25 protein-coding genes and 1 pseudogene are annotated in these 24,576 nt (G+C 70.1%); 14 read left to right on the top strand and 12 right to left on the bottom strand.

The genetic code is table 11. The features are described from left to right. Positions 1 to 6 precede the first annotated feature (6 nt). The 5 genes from BJY14_RS38645 to BJY14_RS38665 all read right to left on the bottom strand — a co-directional run bounded on the left by BJY14_RS38645 (position 7) and on the right by BJY14_RS38665 (position 4,333). Positions 7 to 1,482: an SCO6880 family protein gene (locus tag BJY14_RS38645; RefSeq protein ID WP_312879637.1), complete on the bottom strand. Its 1,476-nt coding sequence runs from the start codon at positions 1,480 to 1,482 to the stop codon at positions 7 to 9. Next, positions 1,472 to 2,722 (bottom strand): TrbL/VirB6 family protein, encoded by a 1,251-nt coding sequence (locus tag BJY14_RS38650; protein WP_179848124.1) that lies wholly within the window; start codon positions 2,720 to 2,722, stop codon positions 1,472 to 1,474. Before BJY14_RS38650 ends, BJY14_RS38645 begins: the two co-directional genes overlap by 11 nt. A 131-nt stretch (positions 2,723 to 2,853) precedes the next feature. Further along, a complete protein-coding gene (locus BJY14_RS38655) occupies positions 2,854 to 3,462 on the bottom strand; it encodes a DUF8175 domain-containg protein (protein ID WP_218905777.1) in 609 nt (202 codons plus the stop codon). A 134-nt stretch (positions 3,463 to 3,596) separates the two neighbouring features. After that, the gene (locus tag BJY14_RS38660; protein WP_179848126.1) at positions 3,597 to 3,902 is read right to left on the bottom strand and encodes a hypothetical protein; all 306 of its coding nucleotides are present in this window, start codon (positions 3,900 to 3,902) and stop codon (positions 3,597 to 3,599) included. Beyond that, positions 3,899 to 4,333 carry a hypothetical protein gene (locus tag BJY14_RS38665; protein ID WP_179848127.1) on the bottom strand — a complete coding sequence of 145 codons (435 nt, stop codon included), beginning with the start codon at positions 4,331 to 4,333 and terminating at the stop codon, positions 3,899 to 3,901. The genes BJY14_RS38660 and BJY14_RS38665 overlap by 4 nt, the downstream gene beginning before the upstream one ends. Positions 4,334 to 4,573: 240 nt before the next feature. On the opposite strand from BJY14_RS38665, the gene BJY14_RS38670 reads away from it, so the two are divergent. The 3 genes from BJY14_RS38670 (at position 4,574) to BJY14_RS47525 (ending at position 6,482) form a co-directional block, all read left to right on the top strand. After that, the gene (locus tag BJY14_RS38670; protein ID WP_179848128.1) at positions 4,574 to 4,879 is read left to right on the top strand and encodes a helix-turn-helix domain-containing protein; all 306 of its coding nucleotides are present in this window, start codon (positions 4,574 to 4,576) and stop codon (positions 4,877 to 4,879) included. Positions 4,880 to 4,954: 75 nt separating this feature from the next. Continuing rightward, complete coding sequence (locus BJY14_RS46030; protein WP_312879639.1) at positions 4,955 to 5,875, top strand: C40 family peptidase; 921 nt, start codon at positions 4,955 to 4,957, stop codon at positions 5,873 to 5,875. Between the two features lie 442 nt (positions 5,876 to 6,317). After that, positions 6,318 to 6,482, top strand: coding sequence for a helix-turn-helix domain-containing protein (locus BJY14_RS47525; RefSeq protein WP_179849909.1), 165 nt, complete (start codon positions 6,318 to 6,320; stop codon positions 6,480 to 6,482). Between the two features lie 102 nt (positions 6,483 to 6,584). On the opposite strand, the gene BJY14_RS38685 is transcribed toward BJY14_RS47525, so the two are convergent. Then, complete coding sequence (locus tag BJY14_RS38685) at positions 6,585 to 6,938, bottom strand: hypothetical protein (RefSeq protein WP_179848130.1); 354 nt, start codon at positions 6,936 to 6,938, stop codon at positions 6,585 to 6,587. Positions 6,939 to 6,979: 41 nt separating this feature from the next. Here BJY14_RS38685 and BJY14_RS38690 point away from each other — a divergent pair, with 41 nt between their 5' ends. The 4 genes from BJY14_RS38690 to BJY14_RS38705 all read left to right on the top strand — a co-directional run bounded on the left by BJY14_RS38690 (position 6,980) and on the right by BJY14_RS38705 (position 14,610). Further along, a complete protein-coding gene (locus BJY14_RS38690; protein WP_179848131.1) occupies positions 6,980 to 7,543 on the top strand; it encodes a hypothetical protein in 564 nt (187 codons plus the stop codon). A gap of 1,406 nt (positions 7,544 to 8,949) precedes the next feature. Continuing rightward, positions 8,950 to 11,358 (top strand): ATP-binding protein, encoded by a 2,409-nt coding sequence (locus BJY14_RS38695; RefSeq protein ID WP_179848132.1) that lies wholly within the window; start codon positions 8,950 to 8,952, stop codon positions 11,356 to 11,358. Next, a complete protein-coding gene (locus BJY14_RS38700; RefSeq protein WP_179848133.1) occupies positions 11,355 to 13,778 on the top strand; it encodes a WD40 repeat domain-containing protein in 2,424 nt (807 codons plus the stop codon). The genes BJY14_RS38695 and BJY14_RS38700 overlap by 4 nt, the downstream gene beginning before the upstream one ends. After that, positions 13,768 to 14,610: a serine peptidase gene (locus BJY14_RS38705; RefSeq protein WP_179848134.1), complete on the top strand. Its 843-nt coding sequence runs from the start codon at positions 13,768 to 13,770 to the stop codon at positions 14,608 to 14,610. Before BJY14_RS38700 ends, BJY14_RS38705 begins: the two co-directional genes overlap by 11 nt. Here BJY14_RS38705 and BJY14_RS47880 read toward each other — a convergent pair. Then, entirely contained in the window at positions 14,607 to 14,906 is a 300-nt protein-coding gene (locus BJY14_RS47880) for a WD40 repeat domain-containing protein (protein ID WP_376770028.1), read from the bottom strand. The genes BJY14_RS38705 and BJY14_RS47880 overlap by 4 nt on opposite strands. A 3-nt stretch (positions 14,907 to 14,909) precedes the next feature. Next, the gene (locus tag BJY14_RS38710) at positions 14,910 to 15,401 is read right to left on the bottom strand and encodes a WD40 repeat domain-containing protein (RefSeq protein WP_179848135.1); all 492 of its coding nucleotides are present in this window, start codon (positions 15,399 to 15,401) and stop codon (positions 14,910 to 14,912) included. 1,365 nt (positions 15,402 to 16,766) lie between these two features. Between BJY14_RS38710 and BJY14_RS46945 the strand changes: the two genes are divergently transcribed. After that, positions 16,767 to 17,990 carry a CHAP domain-containing protein gene (locus BJY14_RS46945; RefSeq protein WP_179848136.1) on the top strand — a complete coding sequence of 408 codons (1,224 nt, stop codon included), beginning with the start codon at positions 16,767 to 16,769 and terminating at the stop codon, positions 17,988 to 17,990. A gap of 82 nt (positions 17,991 to 18,072) precedes the next feature. Here the strand turns inward: BJY14_RS46945 and BJY14_RS38720 are convergent, their stop codons facing one another. The 4 genes and pseudogenes from BJY14_RS38720 to BJY14_RS38730 form a co-directional block, all read right to left on the bottom strand. Beyond that, entirely contained in the window at positions 18,073 to 18,243 is a 171-nt protein-coding gene (locus tag BJY14_RS38720; protein WP_179848137.1) for a hypothetical protein, read from the bottom strand. A gap of 70 nt (positions 18,244 to 18,313) precedes the next feature. Next, a pseudogene (locus BJY14_RS47885) lies at positions 18,314 to 18,478 on the bottom strand (DUF6283 family protein); the annotation flags it as partial. 20 nt (positions 18,479 to 18,498) lie between these two features. After that, positions 18,499 to 18,792, bottom strand: a complete 294-nt coding sequence (locus tag BJY14_RS38725; protein ID WP_179848138.1) for a hypothetical protein — start codon at positions 18,790 to 18,792, stop codon at positions 18,499 to 18,501. Positions 18,793 to 19,205: 413 nt separating this feature from the next. Beyond that, the gene (locus BJY14_RS38730) at positions 19,206 to 21,383 is read right to left on the bottom strand and encodes a WD40 repeat domain-containing protein (RefSeq protein ID WP_179848139.1); all 2,178 of its coding nucleotides are present in this window, start codon (positions 21,381 to 21,383) and stop codon (positions 19,206 to 19,208) included. 6 nt (positions 21,384 to 21,389) lie between these two features. Here BJY14_RS38730 and BJY14_RS46950 point away from each other — a divergent pair, with 6 nt between their 5' ends. The 6 genes from BJY14_RS46950 to BJY14_RS46050 all read left to right on the top strand — a co-directional run bounded on the left by BJY14_RS46950 (position 21,390) and on the right by BJY14_RS46050 (position 24,271). Continuing rightward, positions 21,390 to 21,515 carry a hypothetical protein gene (locus BJY14_RS46950; protein WP_281382170.1) on the top strand — a complete coding sequence of 42 codons (126 nt, stop codon included), beginning with the start codon at positions 21,390 to 21,392 and terminating at the stop codon, positions 21,513 to 21,515. 326 nt (positions 21,516 to 21,841) lie between these two features. Further along, positions 21,842 to 21,994 (top strand): hypothetical protein, encoded by a 153-nt coding sequence (locus BJY14_RS38735; protein WP_179848140.1) that lies wholly within the window; start codon positions 21,842 to 21,844, stop codon positions 21,992 to 21,994. Positions 21,995 to 22,157: 163 nt separating this feature from the next. Then, positions 22,158 to 22,754 (top strand): hypothetical protein, encoded by a 597-nt coding sequence (locus BJY14_RS38740; protein WP_179848141.1) that lies wholly within the window; start codon positions 22,158 to 22,160, stop codon positions 22,752 to 22,754. A gap of 411 nt (positions 22,755 to 23,165) precedes the next feature. Next, complete coding sequence (locus BJY14_RS46040; RefSeq protein WP_179848142.1) at positions 23,166 to 23,363, top strand: hypothetical protein; 198 nt, start codon at positions 23,166 to 23,168, stop codon at positions 23,361 to 23,363. A gap of 165 nt (positions 23,364 to 23,528) precedes the next feature. Continuing rightward, positions 23,529 to 23,786: a hypothetical protein gene (locus BJY14_RS46045; protein ID WP_179848143.1), complete on the top strand. Its 258-nt coding sequence runs from the start codon at positions 23,529 to 23,531 to the stop codon at positions 23,784 to 23,786. Then, positions 23,756 to 24,271, top strand: a complete 516-nt coding sequence (locus BJY14_RS46050; RefSeq protein WP_179848144.1) for an HAD domain-containing protein — start codon at positions 23,756 to 23,758, stop codon at positions 24,269 to 24,271. The genes BJY14_RS46045 and BJY14_RS46050 overlap by 31 nt, the downstream gene beginning before the upstream one ends. Positions 24,272 to 24,576: the final 305 nt, after the last annotated feature.

Raw genomic sequence — 24,576 nt, forward strand, 5'->3', positions numbered from 1 at the left:
TCCGGTTCAGTGCAAGAGGCGGCGAGACAGTTCGGGTGGGCAGATGCCGCACGGCAGGGTGGTGGCGAATCCGGCGGCCTGGCTGCCCCACAGGCGGCGGAGCCGAATCTTGGCCGAGTCGGCCGACGCCTCCACATGGGCCACGGCGCGTTGAAGCTGGCCGGGATCGGTGACGGTGACGGTCGCGTACAACGAGACCAGGCAGACCCCGGCGCCCATGGCTTCCTCGGCGGCGGCCTGCCGGGCGCGGGCGGCGTCCCAGCTGTCGCGCGCGGTCTCGTCGCGGCCGGTGCGGCGCCGGAACTGGGCACGGAACGCCGCCGCGTTGACCTCCTGTTGCAGGACGCGGCTCGCCGCCGCGGCGGGCAACGCCCGGTACTGCAGGGTGACGCGCTTGGGGAACGGGCCGGGCGCGACCAGCCTGGCCAGGACGTCGGAGCGCACGTTCTGACGGGGTGGCTCGTGCCACGCCCAGCTCACCGAGTGCCCGCCGTCATGCTCGAAGTGGGTGGTGTGCTCGGTCGCTGCGACCGGTCCGGCATCAGCCCACGACAGGATCTCCTCGGAGTTCGGGCGGGCGAGCAGCCGGTTCACCTCACCGCGCGCGTCGGGGTCGAAGGCGATCCGTACCGCCCCGGCGATCTCGGCTGCGGTGGCGCGTCCCAGCACGGACACACCGCAGCCACCGAGACGTGACGCCAGCCCGTCCAGCGTGCGGCCCAGTTCGGCGACCGCCTCGAACAGGTCCTTCGGGCCGGCCGCGGACGCCTTGGGATCGAAGGTGATCGAGACGCGGGTGTCGACATCGGCGGCTGCTGCGGGGGCTGTGCGGACGAGCTCGCTCATGATGACGCGGGCCGGTTCCGGCGCGGTGTCCACGACGGCGCGGTCGACGGCGTCGGCGAGGGTAGAGCCGGGCTCGGGCGCGGTGTCGACCGTCACGCTCACCCAGCGCACGGCGGGCATGTGCCCGAGTGCGGCGAGCCAGCCGCCCCAGGCGGCGACCCAGGTGTCGGCGTCGCTGCGGTCGGCCAGCCACGTCGAGGCGGGGACGACGCGGAGGGTGGCGGTCAGCAGGCCGGCGCGGCGGTCCCACACGATTCCGTACCGGCCGCCGTAGCCGTCCTCGGCGCTGAGCAGTGTCAGTGGCGCGAGAACGCCCGGGAGTTGGAACGCGCGCGGGTGCTCGATGACGACACCGGCCCGGTAGCGGGTGTGGCCGCGCCACACGCCCCAACGCCAGCGGCACCGCGCCAGAACGACGCGCGCCAGGGGCACGCCACCGACCCGGATCAGGCTGAGCGCGCCACTGATCAGGACGGGCGGGATTAGGTAGACCAGGATCCGTGGGGCGGTGGCCGCGATCAGCACGAGCAGCATCGCGGTGCCGAGCGCGATGAAGGTCGAGGTGGTGTCCAGGCCGAGCAGGCCGATGCCCTGGCGGCGTCGCCAGCCGCCGTAGGTGCGGATGTCATGCTCCACCGCCGCCACCGCCTTCCCCGGCGGCGCCGGTCGGTCCGTCCAGACCGCCGTTGCCAACCCAGCGGATGGCGTCCTCACCGCGGCGGCGTTCACGGTCGGCCGCGCGGATGCCGGTAGGACCGACCGGTTCGCCGTGACCGCCGTCAGGCGGAGCCCACCCGTGACCGCCCTGCGCAGGCTGGCCTGCCTCAGGAGAACCGGTTCCTTCGGGGGAGCTGGAATCGGAAGAGTTATGGCCGAGACCGCCGGCCGGTGCCGATGTGTCATGGGGGTGACCGGGCGGGGAAGACGGCTGGTCGGCGGAGTCGGCGGTGGACGGTGGCTGCGCTGGGGGACTTTGGTCGCCGAGTTGCTGGTCGAGGTAGTCGGCGTGCTCGCCTGCCGAGTCCGACCGTCCGCCCGATGCGCCCAGGGCACCGTAGGCGCGCAACGCGCCCAACGCGGTCGCGCTGCCCATCAGCGCGCCGAGGATCCCGCCGCCGGTGCTCGATTCGGTGCCGCCGGTCGTCCAGGTGAAGAACTTCAGCAGTACAGGGAAGGCGATCAGGCTGATCAGCATCATCGTGAACCCCATCAGGATCACGCGCATGTCCTTGCCCTTGCCGACGAGCGTGAACGCCGTCGCGTACACCGCTGCCGCGGCGGGCTTGTAGAAGATCAGCGCGAGCATCCAGCCGGCCACACGGGTGAACCACGATCGGGTTGAAGTGGTGATCATGCCTGCGGCCGCCAGCGGCAGCAGCCCGGCCAAAATGACCAGCGCCGCTCCGCGGAACAGCAGCAGGATCGCCTGGATGATGCCGATGATCAGCGCGATGAGGCAGAGGAGGAGTACCAGCGCGGCCGGTGTCCCGCTCGGCATCATCACGATCTGGGTCATTCGCTTGGCGAAGTCACCCTGTGAGGACGCGTTCAGCACCCAGCCCGACCATTGATCGCCCCACTGCAGCAGCAGGTTCGGAAGGACGGTGCCGATCACGGTGACCGTCGCGAGCACGACCAGGCCGCGTCCGGCGTCGATCAGCGGAACCGCCTTGCGCGACAGCGCCATGCGCGCGGCGACCGCCAGCAACGCCAGTGCCGCGACCGCGATCGTCAGGGGTTGGACCAGGAGTTGCAGGTATCTGATCGCCGGCTCGCCCTCCAGGTCGGGGGAGGGGGTCTTGACCCACCAGGCGGCGGTGTTGGAGATCAGCCAGCCGACCGCCGACTGGAACGACTTGGCCGCCTCGTCCAGCATGTGCCCGCCGACCATGGCAGGGATGTCCGGTACCCCGGGCAGAGATGGGCCCCCTCCGCCGTGGCCGTCGTTGTCGACCGGCTGGACGCAGGCCGGGTCCATGACCGGTGAGCACGGATCGAACGGAAACATCAGGCGCCCCCGCTCGGGAAGCGGACATAGCCGTCCGGCGAATCGACGGGGGCCGCTGTTCCGACCCATGTTCCGCCCGGGGGAGCCAGGAGACGCCAGTCACCGTCCTGCCACTGCAACTGGAACCGGGCTACGGCACGGACCGTCACATCGCTGTCGCCCGGACCCGCCGACACCAGATCCAGGCTCGCCGCCTCGGGCGAATAGCCCTGCCAACGGAACGCCTCCAGCACGACATATCCGCGGCTGAGCAAGGCGCCATCGGGCCGGTCGCCCCTCAAACGCTCGTAGGCCCTGCGTGTCGCATCAAGCAGGATGCTCGCATCGGGGCCGGTGACCTGCCGCTCGATGGTCGGACCGAATACTCTGCTGCCCCACTGCACGTTGGCGCGCACCGCGATATGGATCGCGGCCAGCAAGGCCCCGCGCGGCGTCCTGGCGAACCCCGACGCCAGATCGCCGGCCGTGTTGCGTGGCCCGTCCTCAGCGGAGTAGGGCAGGAGAACGCCGTGGTAGTCCCGCCACGGCACACCGGCGAAGGAAACTGGCGGCGCGCTGACCATGTGCCCGGCTCGCGCCGTCGTTCGCACGATCACTGGAGTCGTCACGGGTGGCGTCCTGAAGGCTGGAGGCGCCAGAAGCCCCACCAGGACTCCGCAGCCGATCACCGACGTCGCGATGACCGGGCCTCGGCGCCACCAAGCCACGCGGTCCGACGGGTTCACGTCCTCCTTCGCCCGGGTCATTTGAAGAACACCCCGACGATCGGAGCCGCCGTCGCCGCCAGACTCAGCCCGCCCAGCACCCACGGGATGCCGGTCGCTCCGTCGGCCGCGAACGTGGACCGGTTCTTGCGGCCGATGGCCATCTGACCCGCGCAGATGAACAAGCCGGCGACGCCGCAGATCAGCACGCCCCACTTGCCCCACGACAGCAGCGTCGCCATCTTGCTATCCAGCCCAGGCGGGGGAGCCGGGGGCGGATCGGGCACATCGACATCCATGCCTACGAGCGGGACCGCGGTGAGCAGGGAGGAGATCAGAGTCATCGGTGCTCCTCGCTGACCAGGCGCCGGATCTCACCGAGGGCTTGGTGCGCCTTGCCTGGCATGGCGACCGTCGACGGGTCCTCGACGAGCCGCAAAGTCCGCACATGCGGGACGCGCACCACGCCACCGACCCGCGCGGTCAGCAGCCCGTACCGGGCGGTCGCGTCGCGCGACTCCGGGCCGCCGTCGCTGACGATCGCCAGCACGGCCACGCGCTCTCCCCAGGCGTGGAGCGCACTGATCGCGGCGGTGGCGTGCGTGGCCGCCACCGCGGTGTTGCGCGTGGCCAGCACCACCGGACGGCCCTTGGCCTGAAGCGGTGCCCGGTCGAGATCCAGTAGTTGGCCGATCGAGCCCATGTCCCACGCCGCGGGCAGTAGCGCGGCCAGCGTGGAGGTCCCGGCGCCGCCGTGCGCGCCGGCAACGACCACGTCAAGGACCTCTCTCGCCTGCTCGGCCTTGCTTGGTCCGGTTTGTCGAAGACTCACCCGCGTACCCCCGAATCAATGCGCTGGGTTGTTGGTCGCTCACAGTACGTGGCAGGATTATGGAGCGCAAGCAACGTCAAACAGTTTCTTCGAGAACCATCCGACCTCAAGAACGTGCTTCCGCAGCGCCCGTCCACCACACTGGAGAGGACAGCCGTGACCGCCGAACCAGGAGCCCCCGCGATGACCGAGACACCCAGCCGCGACCCCGACGTCCTCACCACCGCCGAACTCGCGACCAAACTCGGCCTCTCGCCCCAGACCGTCCGCCGGATGGCCAACGCAGGGCAGATCCCCGCCCTCAAGACCGGCAAGGACTTCCGCTACTCCTGGCAAGCGGTCCGCGAGGTGCTGCGGCAGCCCCACCAACCGGGGGAGACCGCACATGAGCCACCCGAACCCAAGAAGGGCGCCGGATACCGCGCCCAACGCCGCGCCCGCACCGGCGCCCACAACCAGACCACCCAGGAGCAGGTCAGCCAGGAGTAGAACACCCTGGCGGCTGGAGCGGTGAAAGCCGCCGCCACCGCATGCGCCGCCGCTCTTGCTGTCCCGCTGGCTTTGGTGATCCTGCTCGTCGGTCGCAACTCCGCCGCAGGAACCGGCTCAGAGCTGGCAGGCGCGCCCACTGCGGAAGCCGTACGCGACATACCGCCGGCCTACCTGCGCTGGTACCTCGACGCCGCTTCTACCTGCCGCGGCCTGCCCTGGAACGTCCTGGCGGCCATCGGCAAGATCGAATCCGACCATGGCCGCTCCACCGCGCCCGGCGTCCACTCCGGCCAGAACTTCGCCGGAGCCGGCGGCCCCATGCAGTTCCTCGCTCCCACCTGGGCCGCCTACGGCATCGACGGCGACCACGACGGCCGCAAAGACCGCTACAACCCCGCCGACGCCATCCACGGCGCCGCAAACTACCTGTGCGCCAACGGCGCCGGGAAAGGCGGCAAACACATCTACCGGGCCATCTGGCAGTACAACCACGCCCACTGGTACGTCCGCAAAGTCCTGGCCCAAGCCGCCCGCTACGCCGCACCTACCGCCACCGGACGCGGCGCCACCGCCGTCCGCGCGGCCCTGCGCTGGCTCGGCACCCCCTACTCCTGGGGCGGCGGAGGCCCCTCCGGCCCCACCTACGGCACCGCCCAAGGAGCCGGCATCAAAGGCTTCGACTGCTCCGGCCTCACCCAGTACGCCTGGGCACAAGCCGGCATCCGCCTACCCCGAGTCGCCGCCGACCAGTACAACGCCGGAACCCACATCCCCAGGTTTCAACTCCAGCCCGGAGACCTGCTCTTCTTCGCCATCAACCCCCGCAATCCCGCCACCATCCACCACGTCGGGATCTATCACGGCCGCGGTCGCATGATCCACGCCCCCCACACCGGCGATGTCGTCCGCATCTCCCAATTCACCGGCAACCCCTACCGCGAACGCCAATACATCGGCGCCGCCCGCCCCGCATTCCGCACCACAGAAGCCTGACCGGAGGCCTGCGTATGCGCCCACACCGCCACCCGAACCCCGCTGCCCATGCCTTCAGGATCGCTTCCATGCGAGCCCACGCACCAGTTCACCACCAGAACCTGAACCCGCGACCGCTACCGAAGCGGGCGAAGACTCCGTTGCCTCACGCCCGCGACGGTGCCGCCGGGCCTCTCTGTGGTCATCTCCATCGCGAAGTGGCACTCCGCCTCGAAGACGGAACCGGGGAGGTCATCAGCGACACCGGGGGGTGCTTGAGGTGACCACTCGTTGCAGATTCCCATGCCACGCATGTGAGCGCTGCGGTGCTCCGATCCTGTCGGATCCGGTACAGGCCTCCGGTGATAGGAGTGTGCCAATCGCCCGCTCCGAGTACGGACGGGCACGTCTGAGCGATACGACAGTTGAGAGTGGCTCCACCGATGACGGGATCCGGGTGCGCGTGTACACCGTGGAGCAGGTCGCCGAGATCCTGCAGGTCGGCCGCGACAAGGTGTACATGCTGCTCCGGTCCGGACGCCTGCGCAGTATCAAGATCGACCGATTGCGACGGATCACCGATCGACAACTCGACGACTTCATCGCCTCAGTGGAGCACGTTTGGTAACTCCGAGCGCCACCAGGAGCAGTTGTCAAACGGGTCTTCCAGGATGCCTTGAGGAAGCGCTCACGGCTTCGACTGGAACGGCTACGTATGTACTCTGGAGCCTCAGAGAGCCCAGGACCGCCGCAACCTGAGCCGACGTCGTTGAGGACGCAACAGCCACTGTGCTTGGCCCGTCTTCAGTTCTTCGCGGATCTGCTCAACGAGATCTTCGTCGGCCTTCCAGAGAGTCTCCAGCAGTTCCTGGTACTCCGGGGTTTGCTGAATCGACACTCCTTGCCCAGCGTGCTGGACGTTCCAGCTCGTGACCCTTATGGCGGCATTCATCCTCCGCGAAAGCAGGTCACGTATTGGCTGGGAGCCAAGGGCCGAGATCCGAGCTTGCCTGCGGCGGCCCTCAGCGACATCTTCTTGCGTGGTCCGCGCGGGCGGGTTGTTGGGATCCTCGATGTACATCATCGATCTAGGCGGAGGTACGTGTGGGTGCTGCAGGAAGCTGGTTGAGTGGTCTGATGGCGTTGATAGGAGTAGGCCTCGGCAGCCTGCTGTCGTCTCGGGCGCAGGCCAGAGCGTGGGAGCGCGATGAGATGCGGCGCTGGCGAGACGTGCGACGCACTGCCTACGGGGACTTCCTCGCGGCAGTCCGGCAGTATCGGTCCTACGTGACCGGACCAGGCTCCCGGGTGAACGTGTCGCTTCACCCCGACGGCAGGCGCCTGGTGCCGGGTATCGGCCAAGAAGACAGCGAGTATCAGGAGAAGATGGAAGCGGCGTTCGCCGCAGTCCAGATGGTGGCTCAAGATCAGGACCCGGTGGACGCTGCGCATCTTCTGACCCGCATGGCGCGGCGCACTGCGGTCGCCAGCGCAATTCCCGGCGCTGAAGCCGTGCGAGAGGACATCGAGCAGCGTTTCTTCAGCGCTGAACACGACTTTCTGATCGCTGCTCGCCGAAGTCTGGATCTTCGTCCCACGAGCATCGCCTTCACCCGAGATGGCCTGGGCCGGGTCGATTCCAGGCTCGTGGAGATCTACCAAGGCCAGCTTGGATCAGGCGATACCTGATCCAAACTTTGGAGCGGCCACTGAACTGTTTATTTGTGTCTTGCCTGGTCAGTGGCGGCTGTCAGTTCCCGATGCGCTATGCCCGTACTGTGTAATTGCAGGTGATGCACTATGGTCTCCGGTCACCGGCGACGCACGCAAACGCGTCTGCAACCTGCGTGCCGACGGCCTCAACTGCCGCGGGACCGCGAACGCGATCGGCCGTCTCGACGGTCGCCCGCGACCGCGTCCGCGAACACGATAATCCGCGCACCGACGTCCAAGACATCCACCCGCTCAGACGGGGTCTTCCTCTTATGGCGACGCCGCAGACCCTCGGCGCGCGTGTGGGCTTGGGCGAGGTCGGCCCGACCTCGGGGAGCCCGGTCACGGGTACGGGCGGGCAGCCAGGCCCAGCCGTCGGTGGTCTCGGGGCGGCTGGTGGTCACTGCGGCGAGGGGGTCGGTGCCGTCGGCGGTGGCCTGGCAGGCTGCGACTGCGGCCATCACGTAGTGGGTGCATGCCGTCCGATAGGCCTCCTCCAGTTTGGTGACGTAGGCGGCGAGCGCCGCGGAGTAGACGCCGGTGGCCTTTCACAATGCGGCGGTAGCGGTCGGCGGCCCGGTCGGCCGGCGCGGGCGGCGGCGGTCCGGCACGTCGCGGCGGCGCGGTTGCGTCGCCGGACGGCGGCCCGCAGTGCCACCGGGAGGGTGTCTCCGTCGACGTCTTCCACAGCGGGCACGGCCGGGGGCGGGCAGTGTACCGAGCGCGCGGCGCGCCGCCCGAGTCGTGGTGATCTCCCGGTGGAGCGGTCCGCGTGCCTCCGCAGCGGCGCCAGGTGTTCGTCGACCTGGTCCGGCCGCCGGGCGGAGTGGTTGCCGGGGGCGGGCGCGTTCACGGCCGGGTAGGCGTGGGCGTAGGACTCCCACATTTGCTCGTAGTGAGCGCGGCCGGCGTCGGTGAGGTGCGCCCGGTCCGGTCCGGTGAACGCAGCGGTCATCTCCACCAGCGATTCGGGCTTGCGATCGGTCAGGTGCTCCCAGGCTCTGCTGTAGCCCCAAACTTTCTTGCCGTCCGTTCCAGCCCGGTAGACCTCACCGCCGCCGCTGATGGGACACCCCGTACCGACCACCTGACCTGCCCGCCTGCGGACCACGGCATCGCGAGCAGACCGCGGCCACGATCGTGATGCAGGAGGGCAAGGCCACCCGGCGGGACACGGGTCCGGGGCGTCAGGGCGCTTCGCTCCTGGGCTCGACCACCGGCGCCTCCTGTGTCGAAGCTCGAGCTCGCCCGGATGCCAGGCCGGTACTGGACGGGATTGACTCATTCGCGCGACCGCTGGGGAAGTGGTCGTTACTCTCCGGTTCCAGGCCCTCCCTCTCGGTGGGTCTGTGAGGCGCCGACGGGTGGGAAGGGGGCTGAGGGTGGACGGTCGGGTGCGGCGGGCGTTGTGCGCGGTGATCGGGTCGTTCTCCACCGGCGAGCAGGAACCCGCGCCGGGCACCCTGGCCGACATTCCCGGCGCTGGCCCGCTGCGCGGCGAGATGGTGGCGGCGTTGCGGCGTCTGGGCTACGACTGCACCGTGTTGGAGGGTGACCCGCCCGCCGCCGAGCTCGGCGCCGCGGTGCGGGGGTTCTTGGCCGAGCCGATGGCGGCCGACGGGCTGCGGATCGTGCATGTGCTCAGCCACGGCGCCAAACCGGTGAACATTGAGGGGCTGGAGGTGTGCGGCGGGGACGGTGCGCACGGCGCCGCCACCGATGTCGAGGACTGGCTGAAGCAGATCGACCGTGACCCCGAAGCGCCGGCGACGCTGGTGCTGCTGGATGTGTGCCGGGCCGGGACCGCGACCCGGCTGCCACACCAGCTGACGATCGGGCGGCGCCGCAGCGTGGTGCTGGCCGCCTCGGCCGCCGCCGACCCCGCCTTCGACGCCGACTTCACCCGCGCTGTCATCACGGCGTTGACCAAGGTCGCCGACGGCCGCTACGACGTCGCCCGCGGGTTCGGCTTCGTGAGTCCCGACCAGGTTGCCCGGGATATCGAGGCGATGGTCGCCGCCCCCGGGTACGGGCAGCAAGTGACCTGCAGCCTGCACTCCTTGCTGGACGATGTGCCCCGGTTCCGATTCTTCCCCAACCTGACCCCGCATGACGCCGACCAGCTCCCCGAGGGCATCGACCCGGGCATTGGTGATCTGGCGGTGGGCCTGGACCCCGCGCACTTCATCGACCGCGCCTACGCCTCCGGTCTGTTCCCGCGCATGGCCACCGGCCTGTTCCAGGGCCGCGACCGGCTACTGCAGCAGCTGTCGGCGTGGCTTGACGGGACAACGGCCAGCGCACCGCCCGGACCATTAGATGGCACGGGGGTTGAGGGGGCCGTGGTCGAGGGGGCCGCGGGCGGGAGGTTGCGGGTGGTGACCGGAAGCCCCGGCTCGGGCAAGTCGGCGCTGCTGGGGGTGCTGGTGTGCGCTGCGCATCCGCAGCTGCGCGCCGCGACCGACCCGGCCTGGAACCGGCTTGCGCACGTACCCTCGCGCAACCAGGAGCTGGTCGCCGTGCACGCCCGGCAGCTGACCACTCAGCAGGTCATCGACTCCCTGGCCCGCCAGCTGCGGCTACCACCCCCCAATGGCACGAGCCCCGACCCCGCGGACACCGCCGGCGCGGGCGCTGAACCGCGCGGCGATGCCGCTGACGCGGCGGCGCGCGCGGCAGGCTCACCGGCGCAGGCAGCACGGTGGGAGGGGCGTCAGGCGACGTTGCGGGAGGGGTGGAACATGCAGGACCTGCTCGAAGGGATCGCGGCAGCGCCTACACCCCCGGTCATTGTGATCGACGCCCTAGACGAGGCCGCGCAACCCGCTGAGCTGCGGCAACTGCTGCTCCAGCTGGCCGACCGCACCGGCGGCCAGGAAAGCCACGACGAGCGCGAAGGCGGTGCGCACGATCGCAGTGGGCGGAACGGCGATCCGAGGGACGGCGGTGGTTGTCGGCTGCTGGTGGGCACCCGCCGCTGGCGGCAGTTCACCCCGATGCTGGAACGAGCCCGCGCCCACGGCGGGCTGATCGACCTTGACGAGGAACCCGCCGGCGAGGTCCGCCAGGCCATCACCGGCTACGTCACCGCACTGCTGGCCCGCCAAGCCCCCTACGACACCGCCGCCTACGCCAACGCCCGCACCGCCTTCGCCGTCGGCCTGGCCACCGCCCTCACCACCGCCCCCTCACCGGAGTCCAGCCCTCAGCGTGCCGGGAGGCTGGACAGCGGGCCGACCCGCTCACCGTCCCACGCGGCCCCGGGTCCGGTCGGGAGCGCTCTGAACGGCGGCGTCTCTGGCAGCGTCTATGGCGACGTCAGAGGCGGGCTGCCCGGTGTGGCCGACGCCGGTGATCCCGGGTGGGGTCCGTTCCTGGTCGCCGCGCTGTACACCCACCATGAGGTCACCGACCGGGCGCTGCCCGCCGACCCGGCGGCGGCGCGGGCCCGCGGCGCGCGCGTCCCCCTCAGCCTGCCGGAGGTGATGGAGATGGACCTGCAGGCCCGCCGCGACGACGAGTGGGCGCGGCCGCTGCTGGCCGCCTGCGCCTTCGCCCGCGGTGACGGCATGCCGTTGGACACTCTCATGCACGTTGCTCCGGTCTTCCACCCCGACACCCAGCCCACCGGCCTCACCGTGGCGGACCCGACCTTCGCGCAGGCCCAGGCCAGCCTGGCCAACGTCCGCTTCTACCTGCGGCTGACCCCCGACCACCGCGGCGTCATCCACTACCGGCTGTTCCACCAGGGCCTCACCGACTACCTACGCCACCACCCCACCGGCCCATGACCACGCCCCCCACCAGCCCCCGCCACTGGGAAGCCCGCATCCTGGAGCAGCTCCTGCCTGCTCGCGCCGCCGAAGGCCCCACACCGCCCCAATCACTCTCCACAACGCCCCGTGCCACGACCGACCCGGCGAGTTCTCGCACGAGTCCGACACCGGAGGCGCGGCCACGCGCGTGGGCGACCGCCAGCCACTACGCCCTGACCCACGCCGCCGACCACGCTGCCACCGCCGGCCAGTTCGACGACCTGCTCACCGACCCCGAATTCATCGTCCACGCCAACCCCACCGCACTGATCCCTCTGCTGAACCGCGCGCACGGCGAGCAGGCCCGCCGCTACGCCGCGGTGTACCGCACCTCCGCCCACCGACACCGGACCATGACGCCGCAAGGCCGCCGGACACTGCTGGGCATCGACGCCGCCCGCCATCAAATCCCTGGCCTACTCACCGAAATCGACGCCAGAACCGAAGGATCATGGCGACCGTACTGGGCTACCGGCGGACAACTCGGCAGCGGCAGCCTCAGTATCCTCCCTGACCCCACGGGCCCGGTGTGGGCGGTGGGGTGCACGGTGCTGGACGGTCGGCCCGTGGCCGTCACCGGCGGCCGTGATGGGACGGTACGGGTGTGGGATCTGGTCTCCGGCACCCCGCGCGGCGAGCCCCTCACCGGCGACACGGGCCCGGTGTATGCGGTGGCGTGCACGGTGCTGGACGGCCGGCCCGTGGCCGTCACCGGCGGCCGTGATGGGACGGTGCGGGTGTGGGATCTGGTCTCCGGCACCCCGCACAGTGACCCCCTCACCGGGCACAGCGGCCCGGTGCACGCGGTGGCGTGCACGGTGCTGGACGGCCGGCCCGTGGCCGTCACCGGCGGTGACGATGGGACGGTGCGGGTGTGGGACCTGGCCACCGGAACCCCGCACGGCGAGCCGCTAACCGGCTACGCCGGCCAGGTGTTGGCGGCGGTGTGCACGGTGCTGGACGGTCGGCCCGTGGCCGTCACCGGCGGCGCCGACGCAACGGTGCGGGTATGGGATCTGGTCTCCGGCACTCAGCACGGCGAGCCGCTCACCGGCCATGACGGCTGGGTGTGGGCGGTGGCGTGCACGGTGCTGGACGGTCGGCCCGTCGCCGTCACCGGCGGCCTCGATAGGACGGTGCGGGTGTGGGATCTGGCTGCTTGCGCCCCGGTCGGGGAACCACTCACCGGTCACATCGACGCAGTGAACGCGGTGGCATGCACGGCACTGGACGGACGACCTGTCGCCATTTCTGGAAGCGCCGATCGCACGGTGAGGGTGTGGGACCTCACCACCCGAAGCCTGCACAGCGAACCCGCCACCGGCCACACCGACGGGGTGGTGGCGGTGGCGTGCACGGCGCTGAACGACCGACCTGTCGCCATTTCTGGAAGCGCCGATCGCACGGTGAGGGTGTGGGACCTCACCACCCGAAGCCTGCACAGCGAACCCGCCACCGGCCACACCAGCGGGGTGGTGGCGGTGGCGTGCACGGTGCTGGACGGGCAGCCCGTCGGCGTCACCGGCGACCTCGACGGGACGGTGTGGACGTGGGGCCTAACCACCTCCACTCCCGATGGTGAGCCCCTCACCGGCGACACGGGCCCGGTGTATGCGGTGGCGTGCACGGTGCTGGACGGCCGGCCCGTCGCTGTCGCCGCCATGGGCGGCAGCGAGGGGACGCTGCGGGTGCGGGACCTCGTCACCGGAGCCCCGCGCGGTGGAGCTCTCACCCGCTACAACGGCTCGGTGTATGCGGTGGCGTGCACGGTGCTGGACGGTCGGCCCGTGGCCGTCACCGGCGGCCGTGATGGGACGGTGCGGGTGTGGGGCCTGGCCACCGGAGCCCCGCACGGCGAGCCCCTCACCGGCCACGACGGCCCGGTGCACGCGGTGGCGTGCACGGTGCTGGACGGTCGGCCCGTGGCCGTCACCGGCGGCCGTGATGGGACGGTGCGGGTGTGGGGCCTGGTCTCCGGCACTCAGCACGGCGAGCCGCTCACCGGCCATGACGGCTGGGTTTGGGCGGTGGCGTGCACGGTGCTGGACGGTCGGCCCGTGGCCGTCACCGGCGGCCGTGATGGGACGGTGCGGGTGTGGGGCCTGGCCACCGGAGCCCCGCACGGCGAGCCCCTCACCGGCCACGACGGCCCGGTGCACGCGGTGGCGTGCACGGTGCTGGACGGTCGGCCCGTGGCCGTCACCGGCGGCCGTGATGGGACGGTGCGGGTGTGGGATTTGCCGACTGCGCAGCAGTTGGCGGTGTTGCCCATGCCCGCCGAAGTGGGGTGCGTTGCCGCGGCCCCCGACGGTGGGCTGGTGGTGGGTTTCGGCTGGGAGGTTGTCAGCTTGCAGCGGGTCACAGGCGGCAGTGCGGGAGGCGGCAATGACCGATAGCGACACGGTGCCGGTGCTGGGTGTGCACGGCGTGTGGAACCGCCAAGGCGGACTGGAGCCGCAGGCGGCGGCCGAGCGGATCGCCGGCTGGTGGCGTGACGCGATCGCGGCCGGGCTCGGCCGCCCGGCCGAAGAAACGCCGTTCCAGGTGATGATGGCCTACTACGCCCACCATCTGCGGACACGCACCGCCCAGGGACCCGACGACCTGGACGACCTGGACACTGCGACGCAGGCTGACATCGTGGAATGGGCACGGCTGCTGGGCGCCGAAGAACCGGTCGTGCAGGGGTGGCTGACCGCGCCGGCGCGCGCCGCGGTCAGCTGGGTCGCCACCCGTTTCGGCCTGGACCACGTCTTGGCTCGCGGCCTGGCCGCGGCGTTCTTCGGCGAGCTCGGCGCCTACTTCACCGACCCCGACCGTCGCGCCGCAGCCCGCACCCAGGTCACCGAGGCCCTCCACCACACCCGCCCGCGGGTACTGATCGCGCATTCGCTGGGCAGCGCGGTCGCCTACGAAGCGCTGTGGGCCGCGCCGCACCCCCCGATCGAGCTGCTGATCACCCTCGGATCGCCGCTGGCGATGCCGCACCTGGTGTTCGACCGGCTCGCCCCCCACCCCGGGCCCCGCCGTAAACCCCCCGGTGTCAACCAGTGGATCAACATCACTGATCCCGGCGACATCATCGCCATCCCGGCGGGCGGCGTACGCACCCGCTTCGCCGAGGTGACCAGCGACCTGTCCAACGCCATCGGTGCTTTCGACTTTCACCGCTCCACTGCCTACCTCAAAAACGCCGTCACCGCCGCCACCCTGACCGCCTACCTCTAATCCCCGGCTCCGCCCCACGCCGAGTCACCGGAACCGGTCTCCGCGACCAGACAGCCGACCTCCCAGTCAAACCCAACTACCAGCCCACCGTCGGGGGGCGCGGCCACGCACGCCACATCGGCAGGCATGGCGAAGGCCGCCAACTGCTGCGCGTTCGTCAGATCCCACACCCGCACCGTCCCATCGTCGCCGCCGGCAACGGCCACGGGGCGGCCGTCCAGCACCGTGCACGCCACCGCAGCAACCCAGCCGGTGTGGCCAGTGCGGGACTCGCTGTGCCGAGTGCCGGAGTCCAAGTCTCACACCCGCACCGTTTCGTCGTCGCTGGCGGTGACGGCGACAGGCCGGCCCTCCAGTCTTGTGCACGCCACCCCACACACCCAGGCGGTGTGGCCGGTGAGCGGTTCGCAGAGCGGGGTGCCGGTGGCCAGGTCCCACACCCGCACCGTCTCATCGTCGCCGCCCGTGACGGCGACAGGACGGCCCTCAAGCACCGTGCGGGTCGCTCCATCCACTGGCCCAATGTGGCCGGTGAGCGTGGAGTGGTGGGCAGCCGCAGCTCGGCCTCGGCCGCCGCGCGGCCGCCGCGTTCGACCTCCAGCTCGGTGACGGCGGCGTAGGCGCGCGGCCGCGGCGTCGGCGGCCGCGGTCTCGCGGGCCTGCTCGGCGGCCGTCAACCGGCGGCGGATGTCGTCCAGGTCCCGGGCAGTGGTGTCGGTGGTCGCGGCGTGCGCGTCGCGTTCGACGGCTAGCTCGGCGCGCGCGGTGTCGCGGTCGTGTTCGGCGGTCAACTGCGCATCGAGCCGGACCGCGCTCTGCTGCTCGGTGGTGGCCAGCTGCGCGGCGACGTCCTCGTAGGCGGCCTTTGGCGTCCGCGTACGCCTTCCGGGCGTGCTGCTCGCGGCGCTCGGCGGCCGCGGCGTTGTTCTCGGCGGTCTGGCGGGCCTGCTGCGCCCGGCCGGTCTCCTTGCGCGCCTCGTCGGCGTCGGCGCGCGCCTCGGTGGCCGTGCCGGTCGCCAACAGCACGCCCGCGTGCGTGCGCGCATCGCCACCGACGTGGCCGTGCGGAATCTACGGCGCGGCGCAACCGCTCAGCCGTCAGACCGCCGTCGACCGACCTCGCCTGGGCGAGTCCAGAGAGCAAGCTCGTCTACGTGCACGTCGGGCCCTGTGTCAGCCCCTTCCACGGGTACCAGACAACAGTGGAAGATGATCTTGCTTAGCGTGGAATCCGGTGGAGCGGGCCCTTGCGTTGCCGCTGATCAAAGAGTTTTGTCAGTACCCCTGACCGGGTCAGCCACAGCACCGGCGGGCTCACTGTCCGCACTGCCGCGGGCGCGGCGGTGGGCGACGCCGGGGTGGCTGGCGTCGCGGACCTGGGCCCAGCCGGCCGGGCACCGGTCAACGCAGCCGGCGGCGACCACAGCGTCCAGTCCCGGGCGGCGAGTCGGTGCGCGGGAGATGAATGAGAAGCCGGGGGAGAGACGGTCCTCGAATGCTGCTTTTCCAGGGGAGCGGGTAGCGGGGGAGACAGCCGTCATCGGTTCAGCGTCGGACGCGACAGATCCACGGCGGCACGGTAGAACAGAACGCAGAAGCTCCTGGTGAGACGGTGTGGTTGCGGTGATCAACCTCGTCTACCAGGGGCTTCTCTGCGTCCGGGGGGACTCCATCGACTCGCGACCATGTTGTGATCAACCGACCCGCCGAGGATGAAAAGGGTCACTCTTGGACGGCGAGAATGCGGTCATGCCTGGACCGGCACCTGTAGATCAGTAAACATGCCACCACCGGCCAGCGACACCTCTGGACTTTTCGAGTCTTTCGCTTTCAAATAAGCCTTCGAGTATTGAATCTTATGAACATCATTTTCGCTTACCTCACTCGTGAGATCGGACATGGAAGGTGAACGAATGCAGCGATCAGAAATGAGCCGGACGTCGATCTCTACTCGCGGCAACTCACGGATCCGCGTCGTTGGAGCAGGCGGCCTTTTCAGAGCCCGTGGTGCATCGCGGGCCGTTGCCCTAATCATATCCATCGCTCTTGCGATTGCTTTCCTCCCTGGGCGCGCGCTGGCCGGTAGTGGTGAGACGGTGTTGTGCCAGTCAGGAAACTACAGTTGCCTGGCGGCCACCGGTTACGCTGGACAGAGCGTGTGGGGCTCCTGGGGGCCCGGCCACAACTGCGTCAGCTACGCCGCGTACCGGCTGTCCGCGAACGGCGCGTCCAAGCCGTGGCCGGGCGCGATCGGCAACGCATTCGAGTGGGACGAGAAGGCTCGTGCCGCCGGCGTCGTCGTTGACACGACCCCGGTAATCGGTTCCATTGCGCAATGGGACGGCGCTTTTGGCCATGTGGCTTACGTCGAGGTGGTGACCTCGACGTACATCGAGATCAGCGAAGACTCCTACATCACCGACACCTACGGGTACTCCTCGCGGCGCCGTCTCGAACGATCCGGCACGACGTTCGCGTCGGCAGAGTTCATCCATCTGAAGGACCTACCGCCAGTGGAGGAACATCCCCTCCCCGGCCCGGCCGGTACGATTTCGGCGCTGCCCCACAGCTCGCGGGTGAGTCTTCGCTGGAACGCCGGGACGAACGCGACCAACTACCAGGTGACCCGCAACGGAGCGCTGCTGGCCACGGTCAGCGGAACGACCTACTTGGATTCCCAGGTCTCGCCCAACCAGGCATACACCTATGCCGTCATCGCACGAAATTCGAACGGTGCCGCGCCTCCAACGAGCTTGTACGTGCAGACGACCACCGAGTCCGGGGACCGGGCCTATCTGCGCACGAGTAACGGCCCGGCCATGTGCGCCCGCACCGGCATCGAGTCCTGCCAGACCCTGGTCTGCCACGTCCTCACCGGCACAGGCTGGACCACCACGAACGCACCCGCCGGTGACTGGGGATACGCCTCCGACCGCTCATGGATAGCCAACACCAACGGCACAGTCTCCTACTGCCGACGTGTGGGAACCCCCGGAGACCAACTGCGCTGCGACACCCTCAACGGCACCAACTGGACCTCCCAAACATCCCCACACCTGGACGTCGGCTACTCCGACAACCGGACCTACCTACCCACCAGCAACGGCCCGGCCATGTGCGCCCGCACCGGCATCGAGTCCTGCCAGACCCTGGTCTGCCACGTCCTCACCGGCACAGGCTGGACCACCACGAACGCACCCGCCGGCGACTGGGGATACGCCTCCGACCGGGGCTGGCTGACCAACACCGACGGAACGGTTTCGTTCTGCCGACAAACCGGCGCATCCGGGGACCAACTCCGCTGTGACGCATCCATCGGCACAACGTGGATCTCGCAGACTTCGCCCCACCTCGACGTCGGATATCCCGACGCCTATTGATAAGCACAGGCCCCGACCACACGCGGTCCCGGTCGGCCGTACGACCGGACTCCGACAAGGTCATCGTCGTGGACGGCATGGTCTACCAGCTGCAACTCATGCCGCCCACCTGATCGGCTAGACCTTGGCTCCAGTTCTGGGCGAGGTCACGCAGGCCGTGGACGGCGGCCTCGGCGCCGGAAGTGAACAGCGGTATCGGCGAGTGATAATCGCGGACCGCTGCGGCTGTCTGCGGCGTCATCGCCGCCAGCATCACCGCGATCCCCAGCGCGAGCAGTTCGTTCCCGCCATGGCATCCTGCCCGCCCGCCCGCCCGCACACGCCAGCGCCGGCCGTGTGTGGCAGCGCCACAGACGGTGATCCATCGTGGGCTGGTCGGGGCGGAGCAGACTGCCGTACTCGGCGGCGCCCCAGATCCCGGACGGGACGTCCCGGCGATACGGCCACGTTGCGCAGGGGGATGACGCCGGACTCTCGAAGCTCTGCACGCGGTAGCACGTTTCTTCCGTCAGTCCGCTAGGCCGGTCACACCCGCCGCTGCCGCCTTCACCGCACGGACCTGAGCGGCGACCAGGTGATGCTGCACACCCGAGAAGATCTCGTGTGCCTCGGTCAGCGCCAGCCCCGCGGGGGCCATGACCAAGCCCTCCCGGGCGATCGCGGTGACCTGCTGCACGGTCGGCCCCGCAAGATGACCGACGGCCAGGTCCGCCGAGCAGCCGCCCTGGATGCTGGTGAATCCCTCTCCCAGATAACCGCAGACTACGGTGTCGACCGCACCACCCTGCACCAGCCCGTCCAAGCCCAGCGCGCCCCTGAGAATCAGCCGTACTGCCTCGGCTGCCGTACTCCGATCACCGCCCCCGAGGCGCCCTGCCCCAACCGTGGCACCGACGACCCCGAACCCGTCGCGCGAGCTGTCTACGAGCAAGCCTGCACCGAACCGCTCCCCGGTTCCTGCGACCACGGCGCAAACGGGCCGACCGGTCGGCCCGGCCAGCCACCACCGCCCCGGGCTCCCTCGCAGACAGCAACACGGACCGGTGCTGATCCCCCCGCGGTCTTCTCGGCACGCCGAGCAGAACCAGGCTTTCGGCCAACCCTCAGGTGCGACGAGGGATCACCATCTACCCCGCCCGCCGCCGGGTTCCAACCTGGTAGTGACCAGCGGCCCGCCCCCTGTCTGGTCGACACCCCCACGGTCGAGCGGCAAGATCACTGCCACCCCACGCCGCCATGTGCGTCCGTAAGCTCCAGATAGACGATCTCCCGGTTGAACGCCGCGATCAGCCCTCCGCCGGGGGTGATCGCCAGAGCGTTCACGCCCCCGGGCAGGGCGAATCGTGCGGCCTCCCGCCGCCCGGCCAGGTCCCACATCCGCACTGTCTTGTCGTCGCCGCCGGTGACGGCGACCGAACGGCCGTCCACCGTGGTGCACGCCACCGCCTGCACCTTGTGGGTGTGGCCTCTCATCGGGTCCCCAGTTGGGGCACGGTCAGCCAGGTCCCACACCCGCACTGTCTTGTCGTCGCCGCCGGTGACGGCGACCGAACGGCCGTCCACCGTGGTGCACGCCACCGCCTGCACCCCGCCGGTGTGACCGGTCATCGGCTCCCCGACCGGGGCGCCGGTGGCAAGGTCCCACACCCGCACCGTCTTGTCGTGGAAGCCACCGGTGGTGACAGCGACTGGACGGCCGTCCACCGTGGTGCACGCCACCGCCACCACCCCCAACTGGTGGCCGGTCAGCAGGTTCCCGACCGGGGTGCCGGTGGCAAGGTCCCACACCCGCACCTTGCGGTCATAACCGGCGCTGATGGCCACCGCCCGGCCGTTCAGGGTGGTGCACGCCACCGCCACCACCCTGCCGGTGTGGCCGAGGAGGATCCGGTTCCCAACCGGGGTGCGGGTAGTCAGATCCCACACCTTCAGCTCGTTGCTGCCAGTGACGGCGAGGGCGATCGGGCGGCCGTCCACCGTGGTGCACGCCACCGCCACCACCCCCAACTGGTGGCCGGTCAGCAGGTTCCCGACCGGGGTGCCGGTGGCAAGGTCCCACATCCGCATCGTCTCGTCGTCGCCGCCGGTGGTGACGGCGACGGGGTGACCGTCCACCGGGGTGCACGCCACCGCCAGCACCCCCTCCGTGTGGCCGGTCGGGGCACTGACTGTAGTGCGGGTTTCCAGGTCCCACACCCGCATCGTCTTGTCGCCGCCACCGGTGGTGACGGCGACGGGGTGGCCGCCCACGGTGGAGCATGTGACCGCCTCCATCCCGTCGATGTGGCCGGTGATGGGGTTGTCGATCAGTGTTCCGGTTGTCAGATCCCACACCCGCACTGTCCTAATTGCCGGTGAAGAGCCCAGGGTTCTGGACGCGCGTCGGCGGGCGGCCGCTGGCGGCACAAACTTCTTGAGATCGCCGGTAACGGCGATCGGCCGGTTGTTCAGGGTGGTGCACGAGACCGTCAACACTCTGCCGATGGGCTCTCTGAGCGGGTTGCCGATCAGGGTGCGGGTTGTCAGGTCCCACACCCGCACCGACCCGCTAAAACGCGTCGTCCCGCTGCCGGTGACGGCGACGGGGCGGTCGCCCACGGTGGTACACGCCACCGCCGAGACCGCGCCGGTGCGGCCGGTGTGGTCGATGATCGGGTCTCCGACCGGGGCACAACCGGTCAGGTCCCACATCCGCACCGTCCCGTCGATGCTGCCGGTGACGGCGACCTGCCTCCCATCCACCGTGGTACATGCCACCGCCTGCACCCCGCCGGTGTGGCCGGTCATCGGGTCTCCGACCGGGGCACAACCGGTCAGGTCCCACATCCGCACCGTCCCGTCGATGCTGCCGGTGACGGCGACCTGCCTCCCATCCACCGTGGTACATGCCACCGCCTGCACCCCGCCGGTGTGGCCGGTCATCGGGTCTCCGACCGGGGCACAACCGGTCAGGTCCCACATCCGCACCGTCCCGTCGATGCTGCCGGTGACGGCGACCTGCCTCCCATCCACCGTGGTACATGCCACCGCCTGCACCCCGCCGGTGTCGCCGGTCATCGGCTGTCCGACCGGGGTGCCGGCGGCGAGATCCCACACCCTCACTGCCCCGTCGTCCCCGCAGGTGACGGCGACCGGGCAGCCCTCCACAACGGTGCACGCCACCGCCCGCACGCAGCTGGTGGTGGGGATGGTGGTGCGCAGGCCGGTGGTGATCTGGGACCCGGTCGCCCACACCGGCCACCACGGCGGTCCACTGCCGGGTGGGGGGCGCAGTGCTAGGACAAGGTCGGGGGTGCCGTGCCGGGCGGCGTCGACCGCCAGTGCCTGCCGGCGCAGCTGCGGGGTGGCGGTGCGGTGAAGGTGGGCGCTGGTGCGGTACACCGCAGCCGCCAACCGCCCATGATCGGTGACCGCGTGGTCCAGTACCGGTTCCAGGGAGGCCGGGTCCCCATACACCAGGAACTGCGGATCGGTCAGCAGCTCATCGAGCCGGCCAGCCGCAGCCGCGTGCTCAGCAGCGTGTGACCGTCCGTAGGACCCCGCGGCCGCCCATTGGCGTGCGGTATGGCGTGCGCGGGGTTGCTGCTGGTGCTGCGGGTCGGGAGGCGGGATGAGCCGGTCGAGGATCTGCGCTTCCCATCGGGCGGTGTCGATGACTCGCGTTCCTTTCGCTCTAGCCCCGAACGCACCGGCCGCCGGCTGGGTGGTGGGCGTGGGACCCTGTGTCGAGCGTAGGCAGGGATGGCCCGGTTCGGGGGACAGCGGCGCATGTGGTGGCTAACCCGCCGAGGGGTCGGCGATGCGGGGAGGCGCGCTTTGAGTGAACCGACGCCCGGGCTGCGCTGTGTGCGGTGATCGGTTCGTTTTCCGACGGCCAGCAGGAGCCGGAGGTGACCACCCCGAAAGACATCCCCGATGCGTCACGGCTGCGTGCGGAGATGGTGTTGGCGCTTCAGCGGCTGCGCTACCAGTGCACGGTGCTGGAGGGTGGGGTGACCGCATAGCAACTGGGCAAGGCGGTGGAGGAGTTCTTGGATGCTCCGATGCCCGCGGACGGGGTGCGTGCCGTGCACGTGCTCAGCCACGGTGTGCGGCCGATCAACTTCGATGGTCTGCGGGTGCTGGGGGAACGGCGGCCAGCACAGGTCCGCCGATGTGGAGCATGGGGTGAAGGTCGCCGATGAGGATCAAGGCGCTCCAGTGACGTTGTTCCTGCTGGATGAGGGCCCTTCCCCCCGAAGTGTGGACACCCTGCGCCCTGGATCCTGGGTTCCAGGGGAAGGATGTGTCCTCGGTGGCGCTGAAGCAATTATCCGGAGGAGCGGCTGGCTGACCGCACCCCTACGGGCCGCGATCAGCTGGATCGCCAACCGGTTCGGCCTCGACCACGCCGCCACCCGCCTCCTGGCAAGGGCCCTGTTCACCGAAGTCGACACTTACTTCACCGACCCCGCCCGCCGCCGGCAAGCCCGAGACGCCGTCACCGACACCCTCACCCGTGCCCGACCGCGCGTGGTCATCGCCCACTCACTCGGCAGCGTCGTCACCTACGAGGCGCTCTGGGCCGCCCCCACCAGCCCATTGACCTGCTCATCACCCTGGGGTCACCGCTGGCGATGCCGCACATCGTCTACGGCCGGCTCGCACCCCACGACGGCGCACCAGCCAAACCCCCCAGGCGTTGGCCAATGGATCAACATCACCGACCCCGGCGACATCATCGCCATCCCCCCGGCGGCATCGCCGGAAAGTTCACCGACCTGACCAGTGCCATCGGCGCCTTCGACTTCCACCGCTCCACCGGCTACTTGAAAACCCCGTCACCGCCGTCGCCGTCACCAGCCACCTCCTGGCCACATGAACGAGCAGAGGGATCCCTAGCCCCTGGAACCACAGCCCGGCGCACCCAGGCAGGCCACGCGCACGCCGCAGCGGGCCGACTGGCAAACCCTCCTTGCAGGCCAGACACCCCGCGACCACGTCCAGCAGCCGCGGCTCACCACAGTCGGGGGCACCGAAGATCCGGGCAGGGCACTTCGACTACTGCGGCCGTCCCGATCAGCGGACCGGGGGAAGGCAAGGACGGTCGAGGGGCGGGGGAGAGGGTTCATCGACTCTCCGCTTCTCCACCAGGCGGGTGGGGGGAGGCGGCCATCATCGGTCGTCGGGCGCCGCGTGCGCGGCCTGTTCGGCAGCGTACTCGGCGGCGGCTTCGGCGGTCTGGGCGCGCTGCTCGGCGACAGCCGCCCGTTCGCGCTGCTGGTGGGCCTCGGCGCGCGCATGCTCCAGCTGGCGCCGCACCTCGCTCATCGCCGCCTCGGCGGCCGCGCGGACGGCCTGCACCTCGGCGCGTGCCTGCGCGGCGTCCTGTAGCGCGGCGTCGGCCGCGGCGACGGCGTCCGCGGCCGCGCGGCCGCGCTGCGCGGCGAGCTCCTGCGCGTCCCGTTCCCGCTGCTGGGCGTCGGCGAGCTGGTCGCAAGTCTCGGCGAGGGTCGCCTCAGCTTGCTCGGCGCGGCTGGTGGCCGCGGTATGCCGCGCGTGCTCCTCAGCAAGCTGAGCGCGTGCGATCTGCAGCTCCTCCAGCAGTCGCGCGGTCTCTTGGTGCGCCGCCTCCAGCTGCGCGGCGGCATCGGGGCGTTCCCGCTCGGCGTCGGCCGCCTGCCGCTGCGCGACCTCGCGCAGATGCCGTTCCGCGGCGGCCTCCTCCTCGGCGGCCTGCTGGGCGCGCTACTCCACGGCCATGCAGCCGGCAGACAACCCGGCCTTTGCTGTACCTGGACATCGACGGGGTCCTGAACCCGATCTCGCCTGATCCGGGCCAGTTCACCCAGCACACGATCGACGCGTTCACCGTCGGCATCTCGTCTGAGCATGGCGTTTGGCTGAAGGAATTGGCCGAGTGCTATGAGCTGGTGTGGGCCACCACCTGGGAGCACCACGCCAACGAGCATGTGGGACCTCTGCTTGGACTTTCAGAGCAGCCCGTCGTTGAGTTCTCCACCTATCGCCCTCAACCGGGCGACCCTCGCTTCCGGATCATCCAACTCCTCGAGATGTTCAAGTGGGCGCCCATCCTCCGCCACGCCGACGGGCGCCCGTTCGCCTGGATCGAAGACGTCATCCCGATGCGTATCAAGCGCCAAGCGCTGCCCTACCGAGGAATCAAGCTCATCCACGTCAACCCTTACGATGGCGTCAGGCGACACCACGTCGACAAGCTTCTCGCCTGGTCCCAACGCCGCCGCCAGTCCGGATCTGTCGACTTGCCTCATGATCAGTGAGCCGGGGACAGAAGCGTGAGTGCGGCGGAGCCGGCTGCGCGGCGCACGATTCGCGGTGGCAGGGCAGGCAGGCTGGATGGGTTCGAGCTGGCCTATGTGGATGCGGCGGGAGATGAGCGCGGCGACCGCTGGCCGAGGCCGTAACGGTTTGGTTGGAGAACGGAAGGCCGGTGCGCCGGTTCCCGTCCTATCGCGGCCAGCGAAACTATCCGGGTCTGTACTACGCGGCCATGCTGGATGCCCACGTGGAGACGAGTCGTGGCTGGAGAGCGATGAGGCGATGGTGCTGGACCACGACCCAGACG

The sequence above is a fragment of the Actinomadura luteofluorescens genome (assembly GCF_013409365.1).
Lineage (GTDB): Bacteria > Actinomycetota > Actinomycetes > Streptosporangiales > Streptosporangiaceae > Spirillospora > Spirillospora luteofluorescens.

What these genes read in the sequence shown, in the direction of transcription:
- BJY14_RS38705 (WP_179848134.1), top strand. Translation starts at nt 13,768, where the DNA reads ATGACCGATAGCGACACGGTGCCGGTGCTGGGTGTGCACGGCGTGTGG.
- BJY14_RS38720 (WP_179848137.1), bottom strand. Translation starts at nt 18,243, where the DNA reads ATGCTGGCGGCGATGACGCCGCAGACAGCCGCAGCGGTCCGCGATTAT.
- BJY14_RS38685 (WP_179848130.1), bottom strand. Translation starts at nt 6,938, where the DNA reads ATGATGTACATCGAGGATCCCAACAACCCGCCCGCGCGGACCACGCAA.
- BJY14_RS38650 (WP_179848124.1), bottom strand. Translation starts at nt 2,722, where the DNA reads ATGCTGGACGAGGCGGCCAAGTCGTTCCAGTCGGCGGTCGGCTGGCTG.
- BJY14_RS38700 (WP_179848133.1), top strand. Translation starts at nt 11,355, where the DNA reads ATGACCACGCCCCCCACCAGCCCCCGCCACTGGGAAGCCCGCATCCTG.
- BJY14_RS46950 (WP_281382170.1), top strand. Translation starts at nt 21,390, where the DNA reads ATGATCGGTGACCGCGTGGTCCAGTACCGGTTCCAGGGAGGCCGGGTC.
- BJY14_RS38670 (WP_179848128.1), top strand. Translation starts at nt 4,574, where the DNA reads ATGACCGAGACACCCAGCCGCGACCCCGACGTCCTCACCACCGCCGAA.
- BJY14_RS38660 (WP_179848126.1), bottom strand. Translation starts at nt 3,902, where the DNA reads ATGACTCTGATCTCCTCCCTGCTCACCGCGGTCCCGCTCGTAGGCATG.